This is a genomic window from Paenibacillus sp. FSL H7-0737, from assembly GCF_000758545.1.
Classification (GTDB): Bacteria; Bacillota; Bacilli; order Paenibacillales; family Paenibacillaceae; genus Paenibacillus_AQ.
The window spans coordinates 6317945-6338179 of the sequence record NZ_CP009279.1 but is presented as its reverse complement, the minus strand read 5'-3'; the positions used below and the strand labels follow the sequence as shown (position 1 = coordinate 6338179).

General features: G+C 46.5%; 22 protein-coding genes and 1 riboswitch. All 22 genes read left to right on the top strand.

Translation table 11 applies throughout. The features are described from left to right. Positions 1–5: 5 nt before the first annotated feature. The 22 genes from spoIIR (at position 6) to H70737_RS27630 (ending at position 20035) form a co-directional block, all read left to right on the top strand. Positions 6–761 (top strand): stage II sporulation protein R, encoded by a 756-nt coding sequence (spoIIR, locus tag H70737_RS27735; protein ID WP_081951227.1) that lies wholly within the window; start codon positions 6–8, stop codon positions 759–761. A gap of 207 nt (positions 762–968) precedes the next feature. Then, positions 969–2210 carry an L-threonylcarbamoyladenylate synthase gene (locus tag H70737_RS27730; RefSeq protein WP_042194638.1) on the top strand — a complete coding sequence of 414 codons (1242 nt, stop codon included), beginning with the start codon at positions 969–971 and terminating at the stop codon, positions 2208–2210. A 127-nt stretch (positions 2211–2337) separates the two neighbouring features. Beyond that, positions 2338–2910 carry a manganese efflux pump MntP gene (locus H70737_RS27725; RefSeq protein ID WP_042192488.1) on the top strand — a complete coding sequence of 191 codons (573 nt, stop codon included), beginning with the start codon at positions 2338–2340 and terminating at the stop codon, positions 2908–2910. Between the two features lie 47 nt (positions 2911–2957). Further along, positions 2958–3545 (top strand): low molecular weight protein arginine phosphatase, encoded by a 588-nt coding sequence (locus H70737_RS27720; RefSeq protein ID WP_042192486.1) that lies wholly within the window; start codon positions 2958–2960, stop codon positions 3543–3545. A 48-nt stretch (positions 3546–3593) separates the two neighbouring features. After that, a riboswitch (ZMP/ZTP riboswitch) is annotated at positions 3594–3676 on the top strand. A 74-nt stretch (positions 3677–3750) separates the two neighbouring features. Next, on the top strand, positions 3751–4335 hold the full coding sequence (locus H70737_RS27715; RefSeq protein ID WP_042192484.1) for a TIGR01440 family protein: 585 nt from the start codon (positions 3751–3753) through the stop codon (positions 4333–4335). Between the two features lie 113 nt (positions 4336–4448). Further along, a complete protein-coding gene (gene glyA / locus H70737_RS27710) occupies positions 4449–5696 on the top strand; it encodes a serine hydroxymethyltransferase (RefSeq protein ID WP_042192482.1) in 1248 nt (415 codons plus the stop codon). A gap of 421 nt (positions 5697–6117) precedes the next feature. Beyond that, the gene (upp, locus tag H70737_RS27705; protein ID WP_042131376.1) at positions 6118–6747 is read left to right on the top strand and encodes a uracil phosphoribosyltransferase; all 630 of its coding nucleotides are present in this window, start codon (positions 6118–6120) and stop codon (positions 6745–6747) included. A gap of 60 nt (positions 6748–6807) precedes the next feature. Further along, positions 6808–7968 carry a non-hydrolyzing UDP-N-acetylglucosamine 2-epimerase gene (gene wecB / locus H70737_RS27700; RefSeq protein ID WP_042192480.1) on the top strand — a complete coding sequence of 387 codons (1161 nt, stop codon included), beginning with the start codon at positions 6808–6810 and terminating at the stop codon, positions 7966–7968. A gap of 177 nt (positions 7969–8145) precedes the next feature. Next, positions 8146–8379 carry an AtpZ/AtpI family protein gene (locus H70737_RS27695; RefSeq protein ID WP_042192476.1) on the top strand — a complete coding sequence of 78 codons (234 nt, stop codon included), beginning with the start codon at positions 8146–8148 and terminating at the stop codon, positions 8377–8379. Continuing rightward, positions 8372–8749: an ATP synthase subunit I gene (locus H70737_RS27690; protein WP_042192473.1), complete on the top strand. Its 378-nt coding sequence runs from the start codon at positions 8372–8374 to the stop codon at positions 8747–8749. Before H70737_RS27695 ends, H70737_RS27690 begins: the two co-directional genes overlap by 8 nt. Before the next feature lie 29 nt (positions 8750–8778). Beyond that, a complete protein-coding gene (gene atpB / locus H70737_RS27685) occupies positions 8779–9546 on the top strand; it encodes a F0F1 ATP synthase subunit A (RefSeq protein ID WP_042192471.1) in 768 nt (255 codons plus the stop codon). A 104-nt stretch (positions 9547–9650) separates the two neighbouring features. Further along, entirely contained in the window at positions 9651–9863 is a 213-nt protein-coding gene (gene atpE, locus H70737_RS27680; RefSeq protein ID WP_039877624.1) for a F0F1 ATP synthase subunit C, read from the top strand. Positions 9864–9960: 97 nt separating this feature from the next. After that, positions 9961–10449 carry a F0F1 ATP synthase subunit B gene (gene atpF, locus H70737_RS27675; RefSeq protein WP_042131371.1) on the top strand — a complete coding sequence of 163 codons (489 nt, stop codon included), beginning with the start codon at positions 9961–9963 and terminating at the stop codon, positions 10447–10449. Continuing rightward, positions 10446–10997: a F0F1 ATP synthase subunit delta gene (locus tag H70737_RS27670; RefSeq protein WP_042192468.1), complete on the top strand. Its 552-nt coding sequence runs from the start codon at positions 10446–10448 to the stop codon at positions 10995–10997. Before atpF ends, H70737_RS27670 begins: the two co-directional genes overlap by 4 nt. Before the next feature lie 11 nt (positions 10998–11008). Continuing rightward, positions 11009–12520 (top strand): F0F1 ATP synthase subunit alpha, encoded by a 1512-nt coding sequence (gene atpA, locus H70737_RS27665; RefSeq protein ID WP_042131369.1) that lies wholly within the window; start codon positions 11009–11011, stop codon positions 12518–12520. A gap of 147 nt (positions 12521–12667) precedes the next feature. Then, positions 12668–13537, top strand: coding sequence for an ATP synthase F1 subunit gamma (gene atpG, locus H70737_RS27660; protein ID WP_042131368.1), 870 nt, complete (start codon positions 12668–12670; stop codon positions 13535–13537). Between the two features lie 261 nt (positions 13538–13798). Continuing rightward, entirely contained in the window at positions 13799–15199 is a 1401-nt protein-coding gene (gene atpD, locus H70737_RS27655; protein WP_042192466.1) for a F0F1 ATP synthase subunit beta, read from the top strand. A 103-nt stretch (positions 15200–15302) separates the two neighbouring features. Beyond that, entirely contained in the window at positions 15303–15719 is a 417-nt protein-coding gene (locus tag H70737_RS27650) for a F0F1 ATP synthase subunit epsilon (RefSeq protein ID WP_042131365.1), read from the top strand. Between the two features lie 196 nt (positions 15720–15915). After that, positions 15916–16173 (top strand): DUF1146 family protein, encoded by a 258-nt coding sequence (locus H70737_RS27645; protein ID WP_042131364.1) that lies wholly within the window; start codon positions 15916–15918, stop codon positions 16171–16173. Between the two features lie 201 nt (positions 16174–16374). After that, positions 16375–17751: a UDP-N-acetylglucosamine 1-carboxyvinyltransferase gene (gene murA, locus H70737_RS27640; protein WP_042192464.1), complete on the top strand. Its 1377-nt coding sequence runs from the start codon at positions 16375–16377 to the stop codon at positions 17749–17751. Positions 17752–18087: 336 nt separating this feature from the next. After that, a complete protein-coding gene (gene spoIID, locus H70737_RS27635; protein ID WP_042192461.1) occupies positions 18088–19239 on the top strand; it encodes a stage II sporulation protein D in 1152 nt (383 codons plus the stop codon). Positions 19240–19300: 61 nt separating this feature from the next. Further along, a complete protein-coding gene (locus tag H70737_RS27630; RefSeq protein WP_042192459.1) occupies positions 19301–20035 on the top strand; it encodes a M23 family metallopeptidase in 735 nt (244 codons plus the stop codon). Positions 20036–20235: the final 200 nt, after the last annotated feature.

Here is a 20235-nt window from a genome sequence, read left to right as displayed (position 1 = left end):
GACAAATGAACGATAATCATATGGATAAAAGAGATTCCTTACGTGTAACTTTTAAGTATACTGCCATTTTAATTTGTTTTTTTATGATCGTTATCATGGCCTGGGAAGGTCAAAAAACCGATGCAGCAGTAGCCGAAGTATCGATTCCACAGGATTCTATCCGGCTGCGTATTCTGGCGAATTCGGACGGAACACAAGATCAACTAGTGAAGCGGCAAATCCGCGATACAATCGTAGAGCAAATGAACCAGTGGGTAACTGCACTTGAGGACCCACAGAGTTTAGAGCAGGCACGCGCTTTAATTAGAACTCATCTACCAGAGCTTAATGCACTGGTTGGATCGGAGCTAGAGAAACGTGGCATTCAATATTCTTATAACGTTGAGCTGGGTGTAGTTCCTTTTCCGACCAAATTATACGGTGGAACAGTCTATCCGGCCGGAGAATACGAGGCTGTGCGGGTTACGTTGGGCGAGGGAATGGGTCAGAACTGGTGGTGTGTACTGTTTCCGCCGCTGTGCTTTATCGATGCGGGCTCCGGAGATGCAGCAGCGCCTGCTGCTAATAAAGGGGCGAAGACCGTCTCGGCTGCCGGGGCAGATAGCGGAGTTAAGGCGCAACCAGCAGTAGGAACAGCTGTACAAGCAGATTCTTCGGCGAAGGATGTTGCGGCAGCGGATTCCGCAGAGCCAGAGGTACGGTTCTTCGTTTGGGAACTGCTGCAAAACCTTTGGAACTGGATTAGCGGATTATGGTCGTAATGCTGGTGTTAGCCCTTTGGTTTTGTGGAAATGGTCTATAGTTTTGAATCTAGATATGTTACTATTTCATAAGCAGATCGACTGCGGCGCCTTCATTGGGGCCGCTTTTTGGTAAGATTAGAGTTAATGAACCTCCAGAGTATTTATCCTAAGATTGCAAGAAAAGCTATTGTTCAATATATATCCTGTAGAAAGCCTGTGATGAGAATGAATGAACCACACGACCCTTTATTCGCCGTTCAGCGGCGGAGTGGAAATAGAAATGAGACTGTATATTGGGTACTGGATTTGCTGGAAGATGCAGAATCGGATTCCGATGTGCTTCAGCCAAGTGAGGAGAATAAGTTAGCCATCGTGGAGGCGGCAGCCATGCTTCGTGAAGGTGGAACGGTCGCTTTTCCAACCGAAACGGTCTATGGACTTGGTGCGGATGCACGGAATACTGCGGCAGTTGAGGCTGTTTTTGCGGCAAAAGGGCGACCGTCTGACAATCCCCTAATCGTGCATATTGCTGATCCAAGTGCTTTGGACGAGTTGGTTACAGAAGTGCATCCTACGGCTGCGGTATTGATGGATGCTTATTGGCCTGGACCGCTGACAGTTGTGCTTCCTGTTCGTGAGGGTGTTTTGTCACCCTGTGTAACGGCAGGACTGGACACGGTAGGTGTTCGTATGCCTGATCATCCGGTAGCTTTGGCGCTGATCAGTGCAGCGGGCTGTCCCGTTGCGGCACCTAGTGCTAACCGTTCCGGTCGTCCGAGTCCGACCTTAGCTTCACATGTGATGGAAGACTTGGCCGGATACATTGGCGGCGTACTTGATGGCGGCGCCGCCGGAGTTGGACTGGAGTCAACTGTGGTGCAGGTGCAGCCTGATGGAAAGGTTGCCGTGCTTCGCCCTGGTGGGATTACTTTGGAGCAGTTAGCTGCTGTAGTGGGAGCAGAAGCCATTGCTGCTGAGCCAGCTGTGGTTAAAGAATTTGGAACTTCCGCAGCAGCGGAAGCTCCAGTAGCCACTGCACCGAAGGAGCGCCACGGTGCAGAAGCTGTTTCCGACAGCTCGGCGCCACGCGCGCCGGGCATGAAATACACGCACTACGCGCCGCGCGGCTGGCTCGGTGTGGTGAGCGGATCTTCTCCGCAACGTGTTGCGGATGAAGCCGCGAGTCTACTTCAGGCGGCACAGCTGAACGGCGAAGTGACGGGCTTACTCCTCTTCGAGGAGCATAAGCCCCTCTATCCCGCCGATCCTGCCGCCTGCGTTCTTTCCCTCGGCTCGTTATCCTCGCCGGAGGAAGGGGCACGCTCCCTATATGCCGCGCTGCGGCGCTTCGATGAAGCGGGAGCGACTTACATCTTGGCCGAGGCTTGTCCGCATACGGGCCTCGGCGTAGCTATTATGAACCGGCTTATGAAGGCAGCCGGTGGTTCCGTCATTGACGCCGGATAGCTACGGCGACCTTTCTATCCGGCTATAGTGCAGGTTCTTCGAATCTGAAATCTCTTATGAAGTCATGATTACCCCCTTGTCCGCATATCGTTGTTGTACAAGATATTTCGGACTTGGGGGGTTAAGCATGGGCATAGGAGATGTATATGCCGGTTGGGGGCAGACAGTTACTATTGCTATAATGGCGATTGCATTAGGGATGGATGCCTTTTCGCTCGGAGTAGGGATCGGGATGAAGGGGATTCGTCTGCTGCATATTCTGCAAATGAGTGTGCTCATTGCTTTTTTTCATATGCTGATGCCTCTTCTAGGTTTATTAACTGGAAGTTATGTCGGACATTTGCTAGGTCAAGTAACAACTTATGCCGCAGGAGGGCTACTTGTGCTGTTAGGCGGACATATGGTGTATAACTCCTTTCGTCCGGAAGTGGTAGGTACGCGAGCTATGAATCACCGAACCTTATGGGGAATGCTGCTTCTATCACTCAGTGTAAGTGTGGATTCTTTTTCCGTTGGGGTATCCTTAGGGATGTTTGTGAATGGTGTGCTTCTGACTATACTAGCTTTTGGTGCCTGTGGAGGTCTGATGTCAATTATCGGCTTGCTTCTTGGGCGGCATGTCAGTCGTGGACTCGGAGAATATGGGGAAGCATTGGGCGGGGCTATTTTATTGGGGTTTGGCTTGCTATTCATCTTTTGATACAATAACGGCATTACAATATTTTAATTTCATGGGGGTGCAAAAGCATGCTGCATATTTTATTCGTCTGCACCGGTAATACATGCCGTAGTCCTATGGCTGAGGGGCTTTTGCGAAAGCTTGCGAAGGAACGTGGAATCGACCTGGAAGTGCGGTCTGCAGGTGTATCTGCCATTTCTGGTACTTCTATATCGAGACATGCTGCAGCTATTTTGCAGGAAGAAGGCATTCATGATCATTTAGAGTCGTCGCAATTAACGGGGCAATCCGTCGCTTGGGCCGATCTTGTGCTTACCTTAACCAGTGGACATAAGCAGCATTTGCTACAGTATTTTCCGGATGCCGTAACAAAAACATATACATTGAAGGAATACGTGCATAATGAAGAAGCTGTGACTGAGGATATTAAAGAATTGGACAGCCTTTATGCAGATGCTGAGTTAAGCATAGCTCTAGGTGGTGAACCCAACGCAACGGATCTACAACGAATGATTGAAATCCGCCAGCGTATCCCAAGCTTTGATATTTCTGATCCATTCGGGGGTACGCGTGAAGATTATGAGCTTACTGCTGCTGAGATTCGCACTTCGTTGTTTAGTTTATTAGATAAACTGGAATCCTTACGCCATTTGTAAATGGTTGATTTTCAGTCCGCTTTGCTTTAAGATAAAAGTACAACTAATCGGTTCCGATGTAACTGGCGACAAATGTGGATCAAACCACGATGGAGCATCGGAATAAACGGCCGGTCGCCTGGGCAAAAGAGCAAATCCGCAGCTACCTGCGGACTGCTCTTTTTTGTTTAAATGAAGCTTGTTTGAAGCTTGAGGAGGTAGGGTGATGGACAAAGTTGTGGAGTTATCTTTAACTGAAGCTACTGTCACTGTGTTAAGGGAGTTGGCGGAAGCTGGTAACCTTGGATCTGGTAAAATTGTTGTCCTAGGAGTTAGCACAAGTGAGGTCGCTGGTGTCCGTATTGGAACCGGTGGTGCGCTTGAAGTCGCACAGCAACTGCTTGAAGGGGCTCGTTTGGTCGCAGCGGAAAAAGGATTTCATCTCGTTTATCAGTGCTGTGAGCATCTGAATCGTGCGCTTGTAATGGAACGCTCATTGCTAGAGTCGCTTGGGCTAAGTGAAGTTTCAGCTGTACCTATACCGGGTGCTGGCGGTTCGATGGCTGCGGCTGCCTATCGCTCTATGAAAGATCCTGTTCTGGCGGAAACGATAGAAGCACATGCTGGCTTAGACATTGGTGAGACTCTTATAGGTATGCATTTGCGCCGCGTGGCAGTTCCTTTTCGACCGACCTTACGGTACATTGGAGCAGCTAGAGTGAACGCGGCATGGACCAGACCTCCGCTTATTGGCGGCGAACGTGCGGTTTACCGTACTCTTGAACAGAGTGGTTCACAGGTTTGTGATTGATGAACTTAGATTTATGTTTTTGCAGAAACGTAGACCTAAAGCTTTTTCGTGGCGGGCAAATCGTTTCTATTTAAATACAACATATCTACACACACTAGGGAGGAAATAAGAACATGGAACAATTACGTAAGAGTGACCCGGCAGTACTGGAAGCAATGGAACTGGAACTGAAACGTCAGCGTGCCAACATTGAGCTTATTGCCTCAGAGAATATCGTTAGCGAAGCCGTAATGGAAGCCATGGGCTCAGTGCTTACGAACAAATATGCAGAAGGCTATCCAGGCAAACGGTATTATGGTGGCTGTGAAGATGTGGATATCGTTGAGAATCTGGCTCGTGATCGTGCAAAAGAATTGTTCGGTGCGGAACATGTCAACGTACAGCCTCACTCTGGAGCACAAGCGAATATGGCTGTATATCTCGCTGCACTTAACCCGGGCGACACGGTTCTTGGCATGAACTTGGCGCATGGCGGACATTTAACGCATGGTAGTCCAGTAAATGCTTCTGGATTACTCTATAACTTCGTAGCTTATGGTGTACAAGAAGATACTTTCCTAATTGATTATGACGAAGTGCGCAAAGCAGCCTTCAAGCACCGTCCTAAGTTGATTGTTGCTGGTGCAAGTGCGTATCCGCGCATTATTGATTTCGAAAAACTTGGTGCTATCGCCAATGATGTCGGCGCGTTGTTTATGGTAGATATGGCCCATATCGCAGGGCTTGTTGCTGCTGGTCTTCATCCGAGCCCGGTTCCTCATGCTCATTTCGTTACAACTACAACACATAAGACTTTACGCGGTCCCCGCGGAGGTATGATTATGTGCAGACAGCCATGGGCAGCTGCTATCGATAAAGCCGTATTCCCGGGTTCCCAAGGTGGACCGCTGATGCATGTCATTGCTTCAAAAGCAGTCGCATTCGGCGAAGCTTTGCTGCCATCCTTTAAGACTTATGCTGAGAATGTAGTGAAGAATGCAAATGTTCTCGCAGAAACACTGATTAGCGAAGGGGTTAACATTGTATCCGGTGGTACAGATAACCACTTGATGTTGCTTGATACACGTAACCTGAACATTACCGGAAAAGATGCGGAAAAAGTACTAGATTCCATCGGAATCACTGTGAATAAAAACGCAATTCCATTTGATCCTACAAGTCCTTTCGTAACAAGTGGAATTCGTATTGGTACACCTGCGGTTACTTCCCGTGGTATGGACGAGCAAGCTATGGTGGTTATTGGCCGCATTATAGCTAATGTTCTGAAGAATCCGAAGGATGAAGTGAAATTAGCTGAGGCAGCTCGTCAAGTTGCTGATTTGACGGATCAGTACCCACTTTATCCAGAACTGAAGTACTAGTTCTTACTCGTATTCATTAATAAATTCACCTCCACCGAGTCCTGATTTTAGGGTTTGGTGGAGGTTTTTTGTTGTTTATTGTTCACAATATTACATGGGTGAATTGATGGAAAAACATGAAATCAATCATGAAAGTTCATGGAACTTTCATAAACAATAGTGAAAAAAATGTGAATAGTATGAAAAGTGCAAATTTGCACAACCTAATCTAGGTTTTATTCCTGAAAAGGCAACGGAATTACCAATCCTTACCTTTATAAGCGAAGGAAAACACAAGGGTAGGGGTTCAATATGGGTACATGTGCCTTTCTAGGTGAAATGCGGCGATGGGAATGCTATAATAGACAGGATTTAGCCATAGAGAAGCAAAAGCGCTTTCTAGGGTTATAGACACGACTTACAATTACCGGAGGGACAGGAAATGGGAAAATTGGTGATTTGCGATCATCCTTTAATTCAACACAAACTAACATTTATTCGCGACGTAAGAACAAACACGAAGGATTTCAGAGAGCATGTTGACGAAGTTGCCACATTGATGGCTTATGAGATAACACGTGATATTCCTCTAGAAACCATTACAGTACAAACACCGGTCACTGAAACGGAAAGTAAAGTGATTTCTGGAAGAATGCTTGGGCTTATCCCTATTCTTCGTGCTGGTCTGGGTATGCTTGAGGGCGTTCTGAAGCTTCTTCCTGCTGCTAAAGTAGGACATGTTGGCTTATTCCGTGATCCGGACACGCTTCAACCGGTTGAGTATTACATCAAGCTTCCTACAGATGTACAGGAACGTGAGCTGATCGTAATTGATCCAATGCTAGCTACGGGGGGATCTGCGATTGCTGCTATTACCTCGCTGAAGAAGCGTGGCTGTACACAAATTAAAATGATGAACCTGATTGCAGCTCCAGAAGGTGTTGCTGCGGTTCAAGAGGCTCACCCAGATGTTGATATTTATGTGGCTGCGCTTGACGATCATTTGAATGAGCATGGATATATCGTTCCGGGACTTGGCGATGCTGGAGATCGTTTGTACGGAACTAAGTAAATAGTAATTCGTAATAGGATATAAGAAATTTGTTTATTTTTTGATGAGAGGGTAGGGGTTATGTCCAAAATTAAAGTGATGACTATTTTCGGAGTGCGCCCCGAGGCGATCAAGATGGCTCCTCTAGTTCTTGAACTGAAGAAGCATCCTGAGCACATCGAGTCAATTGTATGTGTAACAGCACAGCACAGGGAGTTGCTCGATCAAGTGTTGGAAGTGTTCAATATCACTCCTGATTACGATCTGGATGTGATGAAGGATCGTCAGACGCTTAATGAGATTACTATTCGAGTACTTGAAGGCCTGGAACCTGTACTCAGAGAGGTTAAACCTGATCTCGTATTGGTGCACGGGGACACATTAACGACGTTCCTTGCAAGCTATGCCTCTTTCCTGCAGCAAATTCAGGTTGGGCACGTAGAAGCAGGACTTCGGACATGGAACAAATTGTCTCCGTATCCTGAAGAAATGAACCGTCAGCTTACAGGTGTATTAGCAGACCTGCATTTCGCTCCAACGGATTGGTCAGCTAGTAATCTGAGACATGAGAACAAAAAAGAATCAAGTATTTATATCACAGGCAACACTGTAACCGATGTGTTTCAATATACCGTACAGCCTGATTACCGGCATCCTGTTTTGGATTTTGCTTCAGGAAAAAAACTTATTTTGATGACTGCTCACCGTAGAGAATCGCAAGGTGAACCGCATCGGAATATCTTCCGGGCTGTCAAAAGAATCGCTGATGAATTCGAAGATGTAGCCATTGTTTATCCTGTGCATCCGAGTCCTGCCGTTAAGGAACCTGCACATGAAATTTTGGGTGGACATCCAAGAATTAAGCTGATTGATCCGCTGGATGTCGTGGATTTGCATAATTTTTATCCGCATACCCACTTGATATTGACCGATTCTGGCGGTTTACAAGAGGAAGCTCCTTCATACGGAGTACCAGTACTTGTGCTTCGTGATACGACGGAGCGTCCTGAAGGGATAGACGCTGGAACGCTAGAACTTGTGGGCACGGACGAGGAGAAGGTGTATGCACGGACACATGCTCTTTTGACTGATAATGAGCTCTATCAGTCGATGAGTCGGGCCGCCAACCCGTACGGAGATGGCAAAGCCTCCCAACGAATTGTCAATGCGATTTTGCACCATTTTGGTGTAAATAAGGAGCGTCCTGAAGAGTTTCACAGAATGTTCACAAAAAATAAATAATTTCATTTAAAGTAATATCTGACCTGATTAAAATCAACATACAGTGAAACTGTACGGTTTATATGGTTTTGGAACATTTTGCTGTGATTATTTTCATGTTTTCAAGGGTTTTTGGGCAATGTTCAATGAATTGACAAAGACTCCAGAAATTCAGTAAAATTAGTTGGGATTGTAGCCATGAAAGAACAAAATAGCAGGGACAGCTTGTTACAGACCGCGCTTATCATTGGAAGTGCAGGCACTATACTAGCCGCTTACATTGTTATTGGTTTTTTTGCGGCAAGGTGGCTGAAAGACTTGATGGAGGGGCCAAAATATTGGCTCGCTATTGGCACTATAACCGGAATGATTCTGGGAATTGTGAACGTCGTCCTGTTAATTAAAAAATTTTTGGGGGAGCAGAATGGATAATATGACTCCCATGATCAATACCGTCACTAGAGTTACGCTCGTCCTTATGGCAGGACTCTTAATGGGCTGGGCGCTTCATCATGAGACCAGGGATTTTACACTGGGCATGACTCTAGGTCTGGTGGCGGGATTGGTAAACTTTCGTTATCTGGCCGTCAAGGTTCGACGGGTAACGCAGTCGATTGCGAGCAACGAAGGGAATGCCTTCAGCCTCGGTTTTGTTACACGGATTAGCTTCGCAATTTTGGTCACCATGTTCGCGGTCAAGATTGAGCATTTCTCCCTGGTAGCAACTGTTTCAGGCGTATTCATTCCTCAGCTTCTCGCCATTCCTGCGGGGATATATCTGAGTGTGAAGAACAAACTTTAACCAGATTAAAGAGAAAGGGGGATGATACTATGCATGAGATGCCGAAAATCTTTGTCGGGGGAATACCGATAGATATATCAGCCGTATTGATGCTTCTGATCAGTTGTACAGTAGTATTTGTGCTGGTGATGCTGTCGGTTCGTAAGCTTTCGGTTGAGAATCCATCTAAGCTTCAGAATTTTATGGAATGGGTTGTTGAATTTGTAGAGGGTGTCATAAGCAGTGCCATGGACCTGAAGAAAGGAAAACCTTACATATCTTTGGGGCTAACGTTGATTCTGTTTATCTTTGTTTCCAACCTTCTTGGATTGCCTTTCTCAGTTGTAACTGAAGCACATGGACCTGTAACCGTGTTTGGCCATGTGATTGAAGCAACCAGGAACTTGGCGCATGGTGATCATGTTGAGATCTTATGGTACAAGTCGCCGACTGCTGACATTAATATCACTGCAGGATTGGCAATTATTGTGTTTATACTGATGAACTTCCTGGGCATTAAGCTCAACGGCAAGCATTATTTCAAACACTATATTGAGCCGTTTCCAATCTTTTTGCCACTGAACATTATCGAGAACCTGGCAAAACCAGTAGCGCTGGCTATTCGTCTATTTGCTAACATTTTTGCCGGAGAAGTACTGATTACAGTCATTTTGAAGCTGGGGATTCTCAGTATTCCGTTCCTGGCTGTATGGCAAGGCTTCAGTATTTTCGTCGGGGCACTACAAGCGTTTATCTTTACGATTCTGACGATGGTTTATATCGCACAGATGACGATTCACGAAGAAGAAGCACATTAATGAACTGCTGCGAAGGGAACGGTTATTGTCTAATTTTCTTTCGCGGGAGATATCTTATATCATTAAACACATTATGAACCGAAATTAAAGGAGGATATTTACAAATGGAATTTTTAGCAGCAGCAATAGCGGTTGGATTGGGTGCACTTGGCGCAGGTCTTGGTAACGGTATGATCGTTAGTAGAACAGTTGAGTCCATCGCTCGTCAACCAGAAGCTCGTAACGCGCTTCAAACAACAATGTTTATTGGTGTAGGTATCGTCGAAGTTATTCCGTTGGCAGCAACAGTTATCGCATTCCTGATCATGTTTTCTTAATAAACCGTATTTACGGTTTGGCGGGGACGGCCGATGCCATCCGCGCCTTACTTTTGTATACGTCCGCATGACGCGGTAACGGAAGGGAGTGACCTCAGTGGAAATTGTTTGGACAAACATCGTATTTTCAATTGTAGCCTTTGGGATTCTATATTTCTTGCTCAGTAAGTATGCGTTCAGCAAACTGTTCGCAGTTATGGAGAAACGCCGTGAGCTGGTAATGCAGCAAATGGATGAAGCTGCGAAGACTAGAGAGCAAGCGGTCGCGTATGTGGAAGAGCAGAAGCAGGCGCTGAACAGTGCACGCCAGGAAGCTCAACAGATTATTCAACAATCGCAAATTACTAGTAATCAACAGGTAGAACAAGCTTTGGCGCAAGCTAAAGTTGAAGCTGCACGCGTCAAAGAAGAGGCCGTGCGCGATATCGAGAACGAGAAGAATAAAGCAGTGGAAGAGTTGCGCAGCGAAATTGGAACGGCATCTGTTCGTATTGCTTCTAAACTTCTTAAGAAAGAAGTTAGTGCTAGCAGTGAGCAGGAGCAGCTTGTGAACCAATACCTCAATGAGGTAGGAGGCCGATCATGAGCCGCGATACGGTAGTTGCCAAGCGCTACGCTAAAGCATTGTACAGTGCAGCGGTAGAGAAGGGGATTACCCTTGAAGTAGAAGAACAGCTCAAGGCAGTGGTCGAAGTATTACATTTAGACCAAGAGGTACAGCGGTTTATTCTTGCACCACGTATCTCGGAGTCCGACAAGCTGAAAGTGCTGCGCACAGCACTTCAAGATAAGCTCTCTCCTATTGTAATGAACATTGTAGAACTGTTAGTAGAGCGAGGCAGAACCGATATTTTTGCCGAACTGCTGGATACGTATATCAAGATTGAAGGAGACGCTCTTGGCATTGGTGATGCTAAGGTATACTCCGTTTATTCTTTAAGTGAAGAAGAACAAGCGGCTGTAGCTGCAGAATTCGGCCAGCTCGTAAACCGTAAAATTCGGGTTACGAATGTGGTCGATCCAAGCCTGCTGGGAGGACTGAAGGTTTATATCGGCGATACGCTGTATGACGGAAGTCTTTCTAGTAAATTGGAACGTCTCGAGAAATCCTTTAATGATAAGCATAGAAGATAGGGGTGAGGATATTGGGCATCAGACCTGAAGAGATCAGCACTTTGATCAAAAGTCAAATTGAGCAATATAAAGCCGATATCGAAGTTGCCGAAGTGGGCACCGTCATTCAAGTCGGAGACGGTATCGCTCGTGTCTACGGTCTGGAAAACGCAATGGCAGGCGAGTTGCTAGAGTTCTCCAACGGTGTAGTGGGCATGGCGCTCAATCTGGAAGAAAGCAACGTCGGTGTTGTTATTCTGGGTGAGTACAAGGAAATTCGTGAAGGCGATCAAGTAAAACGTACTGGACAAATCATGCAAGTTCCAGTTGGAGAGGCCCTTCTGGGTCGTGTTGTTAACGCACTCGGTATGCCGCTTGATGGTAAAGGCCCAATCCAAACGACGGAGTTCCGTCCGGTTGAGAATAACGCTCCTGGTGTTATCGACCGTAAATCGGTTCATGAGCCAATGCAAACTGGCCTTAAAGCGATTGATGCGATGGTACCAATTGGTCGTGGACAACGCGAACTTATCATTGGTGACCGGCAAACAGGTAAGACTGCAATCGCAATCGATGCGATTATCAACCAAAAAGGCAACGGAATGAAATGTATTTATGTTGCCATTGGACAAAAACAATCCACAGTAGCACAGGTTGTAGAAACTCTCCGCCGTCATGGCGCGTTGGAATATACAATCGTTGTAACTGCTTCGGCTTCAGAGCCATCCCCGCTGTTGTATATTGCTCCATACGCAGGTTGCGCAATGGGCGAGTACTTTATGTACAAGGGCGAACACGTACTGATCATTTATGATGACCTTTCAAAACAAGCTTCGGCTTATCGCGAATTGTCCTTGCTGCTTCGTCGTCCACCGGGTCGTGAAGCGTTCCCTGGTGACGTGTTCTACTTGCACTCCCGTCTTTTGGAACGTGCGGCTAAGCTTAGTGATGAGCTTGGTGGTGGTTCATTAACCGCGCTTCCGTTCATCGAAACACAAGCATCTGACGTATCGGCTTACATTCCTACGAACGTAATCTCGATTACAGATGGTCAAATCTTCCTTGAATCCGATCTGTTCTACTCTGGTCAACGTCCGGCGATCAACGTCGGTATCTCCGTTTCCCGTGTAGGGGGCTCCGCTCAGATTAAAGCGATGAAGAAGGTAGCTGGCTCGCTCCGTTTGGATCTTGCTCAATATCGTGAACTTCAAGCTTTCTCACAGTTTGGCTCAGATCTTGATAAATCTACGCTTGCTCGTCTGAATCGCGGAGCACGTATGATGGAAGTTCTGAAACAAGGTGTAAATCAGCCGTTGTCTGTTGAGCACCAAGTGCTTAGCTTGTACACAGCTGTAAAGGGATACTTGGATGATATTCCTGTTAAAGACGTAAAACGTTTTGAAAAGGAATTCCTTGCTTACATGGACAGCAGTGCTGCTGAAGTTGCTCAATCCATCAGAGATACCAAGGATTTGACAGCAGATAACGAAGCCGCTCTTAAAGCAGCGATTGATAAATTTAAAAGAGGCTTTGCTACTAGCTAATCGTACCTAAACGAATCTTACTAAGTGAGCTTTGGCTCTGCCGAAGCTCAGGCTATTACTTATAAAGTAGGCTTTGAATTCGTCAAAGCTAAGAAGATGCTTACGAAGTTAGCTTTGACTTCGTCAAAGCTTTAAGGTGGTGAAATCATGGCAAGAAGCATGCGTGATATTAAACGTCAAATTAAGAGTGTTCAAAACACAAGACAGATCACAAAAGCGATGGAAATGGTAGCCGCCTCCAAGCTGAGAAAAGCCCAGGAGAAGGCAATTGCCGCCCGTCCTTATGCTGAGAAGCTGAAAGAGGTTGTATCGAGCATTGCTGCTGGTACAGAAGGCGTTCAGCATCCCATGCTGGTCAGTCGCCCTGTGAAAAAAACTGGTTATCTTATCGTGACCTCTGATAGAGGGCTTGCGGGAGGATACAACGCTAATATTTTACGTAAGGTGACGATGCTCATCGCGGAACGACATAAATCCAAAGATGAGTACGCCTTGTTCGTTATTGGTCGTAAAGGCCGTGACTTCTTACGCCGCCGTGAATATCCGATTGTACAGGAAGTAACTGAGCTATCGGATGCGCCGAAATTTGCTGACATTAAGTCTATTGCTAATTCGGCAGTACAACAGTTTGTAGATGGTACGTATGATGAGTTGTACGTTTGCTACAACCAGTTCGTCAATGCGATTACCCAGATCCCAACCGTTGATCGACTGTTGCCTATGGAAGGCGTAGGAAATCATGAGCATCATGAAGCGACTGCAAATTACGAATATGAACCTTCACCAGAAGGCGTACTCGAAGTACTACTTCCGAAATACGCCGAAACTTTGATTTATAGCGCAATTCTGGATGGCAAGGCCAGTGAGCTGGGTGCGAAAATGACAGCGATGGGCAGTGCAACAAAGAACGCGTCGAAAATGATCGGAGAACTTACCCTTACGTACAACCGTGCCCGTCAGGCGGCAATTACGCAGGAAATTACCGAGATCGTGGCCGGAGCGAACGCTCAGTCTTAAAAATACAAGAACAGTTAAGCAGCGTGCTTGACTTGCCTTGTATTTTACGAGAAACAGTGCCGCATGGAGCGATACATAGTATCGCCCGCTTCTGGAGTATGGCTCCTTAAGAACGGCACTGCAGTTCTTCTTAAAATATAAGAAAGTATAGGTTTTACACTATACAAAATGCTTATATTTCTACGAGAAACGGTTGTCATCTTTATAAGACGACAGCGTCGTTTCTTCTTGATGTAACAGCTTTCGAGGAGGGAAATGAAGATGAACAAAGGACGCGTTGTAAGCATTATGGGTCCGGTTGTCGATATTGAATTTGAACGCGGCCAATTGCCCGAGATATTCAACGCTATCAAAATTGAAACCGTCTTGGACAATGGTCGCCAGATTAACCTAACACTTGAGGTTTCCAATCACTTGGGAGACAATTTGGTACGTTGTATCGCGATGTCTTCTACAGATGGTCTGGTTCGCGGACTGGATGCGATTGACCAAGGTGGTCCTATTTCGGTTCCTGTAGGGGAAGCGACATTAGGCCGGGTATTTAACGTACTTGGAAATCCAATTGATAACGCTGGTGAAGTTGTTGCTGAAATAAAGAACCCGATTCACCGTTTGGCTCCGACATTTGATGAATTGTCGACACAAGCCGAAATTTTGGAAACGGGTATTAAAGTTATCGACTTGCTTGCACCTTACGCTAAAGGCGGTAAAGTTGGTCTGTTCGGCGGTGCCGGTGTAGGTAAAACAGTAACGATTCAAGAATTGATTAATAACATTGCCCAAGAACACGGCGGTATTTCCGTATTCGCGGGTGTGGGTGAACGTACTCGTGAAGGTAATGACCTTTATCACGAAATGACGGACTCCGGCGTTATTAAGAAAACAGCAATGGTGTTCGGACAAATGAATGAGCCCCCAGGCGCGCGTCTGCGCGTAGCTTTGACCGGTCTTACTATGGCGGAATATTTCCGTGATGTAGAAGGTCGCGATACGCTGCTCTTTATCGATAATATATTCCGCTTTACCCAAGCGGGTTCCGAAGTATCCGCTCTTCTCGGACGTATGCCGTCCGCGGTAGGTTACCAACCAACCCTGGCTACTGAAATGGGTCAGTTGCAAGAGCGTATCACTTCTACCAAGAAAGGCTCCGTTACGTCCATTCAAGCAATCTACGTACCAGCGGATGACTACACTGACCCTGCTCCGGCAACGGCGTTTGCTCACTTGGATGCAACAACTAACCTTGAGCGTAAGATTTCCGAGAAGGGGATTTTTCCAGCGGTTGATCCACTGGCTTCCAGCTCGCGTCTGCTAGCTCCGGAAATTGTTGGTGAAGAGCATTACAATGTGGCACAAGGTGTTAAACAATTGCTGCAACGTTATACCGAACTTCAAGACATCATTGCCATCTTGGGTATGGATGAATTGAGTGAGGATGATAAGGTTATCGTAGCTCGTGCTCGTAAAGTTGAGCGGTTCCTGTCACAGCCTTTCCACGTAGCAGAACAGTTTACCGGCTTCAAGGGTAAATACGTGCCAATCAAAGAAACTGTACGTAGCTTTAAGGAAATCCTGGATGGTAAGCATGATGATCTTCCAGAAGCAGCGTTCCTTTTTGTGGGTACAATCGAAGAAGCGGTTGAAAAAGCGAAATCGATGTAACACTGAGCTTAGTGAATGCTTTCGAAGCGGGCTTTACTTCGTAAAGCTAAGTGTATGCTTTCGATGAGAGCTTTACTTCGTAAAGCTTTAAGGAGGAATGGAAGTGAATACCTTTTTGTTGGAAATTGTCACGCCGGAGCATCTCGTCTATTCTAAACAAGTGAATAGCTTGACAGTACGGGGAGTCGAAGGCGAGTTGGGTATTTTGCCGGGACACATTCCGCTTGTGACTCCACTTCAGGTTGCTCCGTTATCCGTCAAATCGGACGGTGTTACGATCTCCATCGCCGTTCATGGCGGTTTCGTTGAAGTGCATAAGGACAAAGTAACAGTGCTGGCCGAAAGTGCTGAGCTGCCAACGGATATTGATGTTGAACGCGCCGAGGCTGCTAGAGAACGCGCTCAGCGCCGTCTCCAGACTCGTAGCAAACAAGATGATATCGATCACCGCCGTGCGGAGTTGGCGCTGCAACGCGCTGTTACACGGATTAAAGTGTCCACTGGTAAAGGACAACAGTAGGATATAAGCGGTCAAGCTCTAAGCTTGACTGCTTTTTTTGTTATAGTAATCTATGTAGTAAAGGTTAAGATTTCTTCATTTTTTTGGATATTGGCATTGAATTGTTTAAAAATTTGTAAAAGTACTGGATTCTTTTGCCCTGCGCAAGTATGATATAAGAGTCGATTTCCGAGTAATACGAACACGGAGGGTTAGCATGGGGGATATATTGTCCAATGGATGGTCTAGTGCCGCTGGAACCAGCAGCATGATCTCAATGATTGTTTCTTTGCTCAGTGTTGTATTATCTTGGTGGGCATTGCAGAACCTTAAGCTGGATTTGGTCATAAGATATCCCAAGAGTCCTCAAGGAAGGCTGCTGCACTTGCTTTTGGCTATTGTACTTGGTCGTTTAGTTGCAGGATTCTTTTTGGATTACCTTAGCTGGAGTGGGATGATCCGCTATATGTTTTAGGAATATGTAGTTTGGTTATAAGTGTCATAGGTCGCAATGGTCAAAAAGTGTCGAATAATAAGGTTTTATTATGTCAACACTGAACTTTAAGGAACATGCCCGGCTGAATGGGCGTATTGATGGAGTATGCGAATTTTTTTGCAATTACTTTTAATCTAAAAAAATAATTTAAGAAATAATGGACGCGGAGGGAAACCGAAAATGAGCAAATTTATCGTCCGCGGTGGCAACAGATTGACCGGGAGCGTGAAAGTTAGCGGCGCAAAAAATTCCGTATTACCGATCATAGCCGCCTCTCTATTGGCAGAAGAAGGAGTAAGCGTCATTGTGGACGCACCTCCGCTTGATGATGTAATGACGATTTCAAAAATGTTGGAATCTCTGGGTGCAGGGGTTACATATCAAAACGATATTATCCAGGTGGATGCTACAAACATCACTTCCTGTGAAGCACCTTATGAATGGGTACGGAAAATGCGGGCATCTTTTTTAGTCATGGGTCCTCTGTTATCACGGCTTGGTCATACAAGAATTTCTTTGCCTGGTGGCTGCGCCATTGGCACACGACCGATTGATCAGCATTTGAAAGGATTTGAAGCGCTTGGTGCAGAGATTAGTCTCGGCCAGGGCTACATTGAAGCGAAAAGTAACGGTCGCCTGCGCGGAGCCAAAGTGTATTTGGATGTAGCTAGCGTGGGTGCGACCGAAAATATAATGATGGCAGCGGCACTCGCCGAAGGCGTGACCGTGATTGAGAATGCGGCTAAGGAGCCTGAAATTGTCGACCTGGCCAATTATTTGAATGGTATGGGCGGAATCGTTCGCGGTGCGGGTACAGGTGTTATCCGTATTGAAGGCGTAGAACGTCTGCATGGCGTTAAACATCATGTGATTCCTGACCGTATTGAAGCCGGTACCTATATGGCTGCGGCAGCAATCACAGGTGGGGACGTATATGTGGAAGGCGCAATCGCTGATCACTTGGGACCTGTTATTGCTAAGATGGAAGAGATGGGTGTGACCATTATTCCTGATGAGAATGGGGTTCGTGTAATTAGTGACAAACCTCTTAAAGCTGTTGATTTGAAGACTTTGCCGTATCCAGGCTTTCCAACGGATATGCAGTCACAAATGATGGCATTATTGCTGCGCTCTGAAGGAACTAGTGTCGTTACAGAAACTGTATTCGAGAACCGGTTCATGCATGTGGATGAATTCCACAACATGAATGCTGAGATTAAGATCGAAGGTCGCTCAGCAATCGTTACAGGTAATGCGCAATTGGTCGGAGCCAAGGTTTGTGCTACGGATTTACGTGCGGGAGCTGCGCTTATTTTGGCAGGTCTTGTTGCTGAAGGCACTACTGAGGTAAGCGGAACTCATCATATCGACCGTGGATATGTACATTTGGCTGAGAAGCTGTCTGGACTAGGTGCGGAAATATGGCGTATCTCCATGGAAGACACAGCCGCGCAAACGGTGAAGGACGAAACTCTTAAACCAGAAGTAGCCAAGAGCGAATCAAGCAAAAGCGATGAGGTTAAACCTCGCTTTCAGGTTCAAGCAACTTGGGTATAATATCAGTCATTAGGTGAGAACAGGCTGCAGTGATGCAGCCTGTTCTTTTTTTTAATTATAAGAGTTTATATGTTCTACGCTATAAATTATCCTTATATTTCTCGCAAAAACGCCTACCGTCCTTATAGGGACACCGTAGGCGTTTTTGCTTGTATTATTAGAAAGTAAATCTGAATTCTCATCTAATGAGGATTTTTTTCGTTTGTAATTTTTTTAACGCGGGGCATAGTGATAGATACGAGAAAGCTAGTCTCTTTCTCTCAAATATTGTTCTAGTAGTTGCTGTAAATTCATATCTATAAGAATCAACAGTGACTCACGGAAGGAGCCATAGAGATGAAAGATTTCCGCTACTTGCGACGTAATAAGTCAACGCGCTGGCACTCGCGTCCCCTTGCTCCCCGGCTCAGGCGCCTCGGTCCCGCCGCCTGGCTCGCAGCGCCTATCCTGGCGGGGCTGCTGATTCCACTGGCGGTTGTCCCGCTGCACCGGGGACAACCGGCGCCTCCGGCCTTGCCGACGGTAACGGCCTCACCAGCCGCACCAGCGGGGCCGGAGGCGGCTGCGCAGGAAGCGCCGCAGCCGAAGGTCTCCGTCTATTTGTCGCGTAGCGGACAAATAGAGACGTTGCCGCTGGAGGAATACGTCAGCGGCGTGCTTGCGGCCGAGATGCCGGCCAGCTTTGAGCTTGAAGCGCTCAAAGCGCAGGCCGTAGCGGCCCGCACCTTTATTCTTCGCCGCCTGCTGGCTGGCGACAGAAGCGGCGTCCCCGTTCCGGGAGCGGATGTAACAGATACGGTAAGCCATCAGGCTTACGTATCTAAGGACACGCTGGAACGGAAGTGGAAGCTCGGCGGAAGAAGCGCCGACCTTGCAAAGCTTCAGCGCGCGGTCCTTGAGACGCGCGGTATCATTATGACCTATAAAGGACAGCCGATTACGGCCTCCTTTTTCGCCTCCAGTGGAGGATATACCGAGAACTCGGAAGAATACTGGAATGCAGCGATTCCCTATCTGCGCAGTGTAACTAGTCCTTGGGAGAAAGAGATCACCCCAAACTATGCGGTGACATCTACATTCACCATCTCGGAAATACTTACTAGACTTGGGCTAAACGACAGAGTAATCCCTGCTTCAAAAAATACTACCCAATCAGGCATGACAAAAAATATCTCTACTTCCTCTGAATTGCCGGTAGAAGTGTTGTCTCTCACCACCGGACATCGGGTTAAGGAAATCTCTATTGGAGGTACTGTTTTTACTGGAAGAGAAGTGCGAGAAAAGCTAGGGTTACGTTCCAGCCAATTCAGTTGGGGGCGAAAAGGGAATAAAATCTATATAACTACCTTCGGAAATGGGCATGGTGTGGGAATGAGTCAGTGGGGAGCTAATGGGATGGCGAAGGAAGGCGGAACGGCTACTCAAATTCTCAAACACTATTACAGTGGTATCTCTTTTACGCAAATCTCAACTCTTCTGAAAAAATAACTTGAAAGATACGTATAAAAGATAGAAGCCCGGTAACACTGGTTACTGAGGTGATAACCATATGAATGAACAAGACAAAAACAAAACAAACCATGATGAATCTCTCAAAAAATCACAGGGAGATTCAGGTGCTAAACCTTCTTCATGGAGCAAGATGTTATCTAAACGTTGGGTGTTCCCAGCAGTCTACACGGCGGCAGCGGCAATTATACTAACTTTGGTGTGGGTCTATCAGGATGCCGGCCAAAAACCGCTGGACACCGCCGCCACATCACAGCAAGTAGGAGCTTCGACTAACGAAGCTGGTACTGCAAACAGTAATCCAGATGCCCTTGAAGTTCTTGCTTCAGCGGAAAGCTTGGTTTGGCCAGTAGCCAATCCAGGTGAAGTAGAAGTGGTCAAACCGTATTATGATGAGAATGGTACAGAGGACAATCACGTTGCCGCAATGGTGCAGTATAACGACAAATTTATTCCTAATGTCGGTATCGATCTTGCCCGTGAAGACAACAATACGTTCGATGTCAAAGCAGCGCTTAGCGGTGAAGTTACTAGAGTGGACGATGTTGCAGTGTTAGGTAAGGTCATTGAGATTACCCATCAAGGTAATATGAAGACCGTCTACCAAAGTCTTGGCGAAACGAAAGTGAAACAAGGCGATGTTGTGAAGCAAGGAGATACGCTTGCAACCGCAGGTCGCAGTGAAATCGAGAAGGACCTTGGCAATCATGTACACTTTGAAGTGTATAAGGACGGCAAAGTAGTTAATCCATCAGAGTTACTGCCAGGGCGATAAGAATATCTACTGCAGGGGGCTAACGCCCCCTGTTTTTTTGTGAAAAAGGCTCTTCGTAAGCAGCATGCTTATAAAGAGCCTTATTTTTCTATGAGAAACGGTTATTGTCTTTGATGAACCAACGACGCTTTCGTCTTGCTAATAACAAGGCTTCTTGGGTTGTCCATTAAATAAAATGAGCCTTCACAGGCTTGTCATGT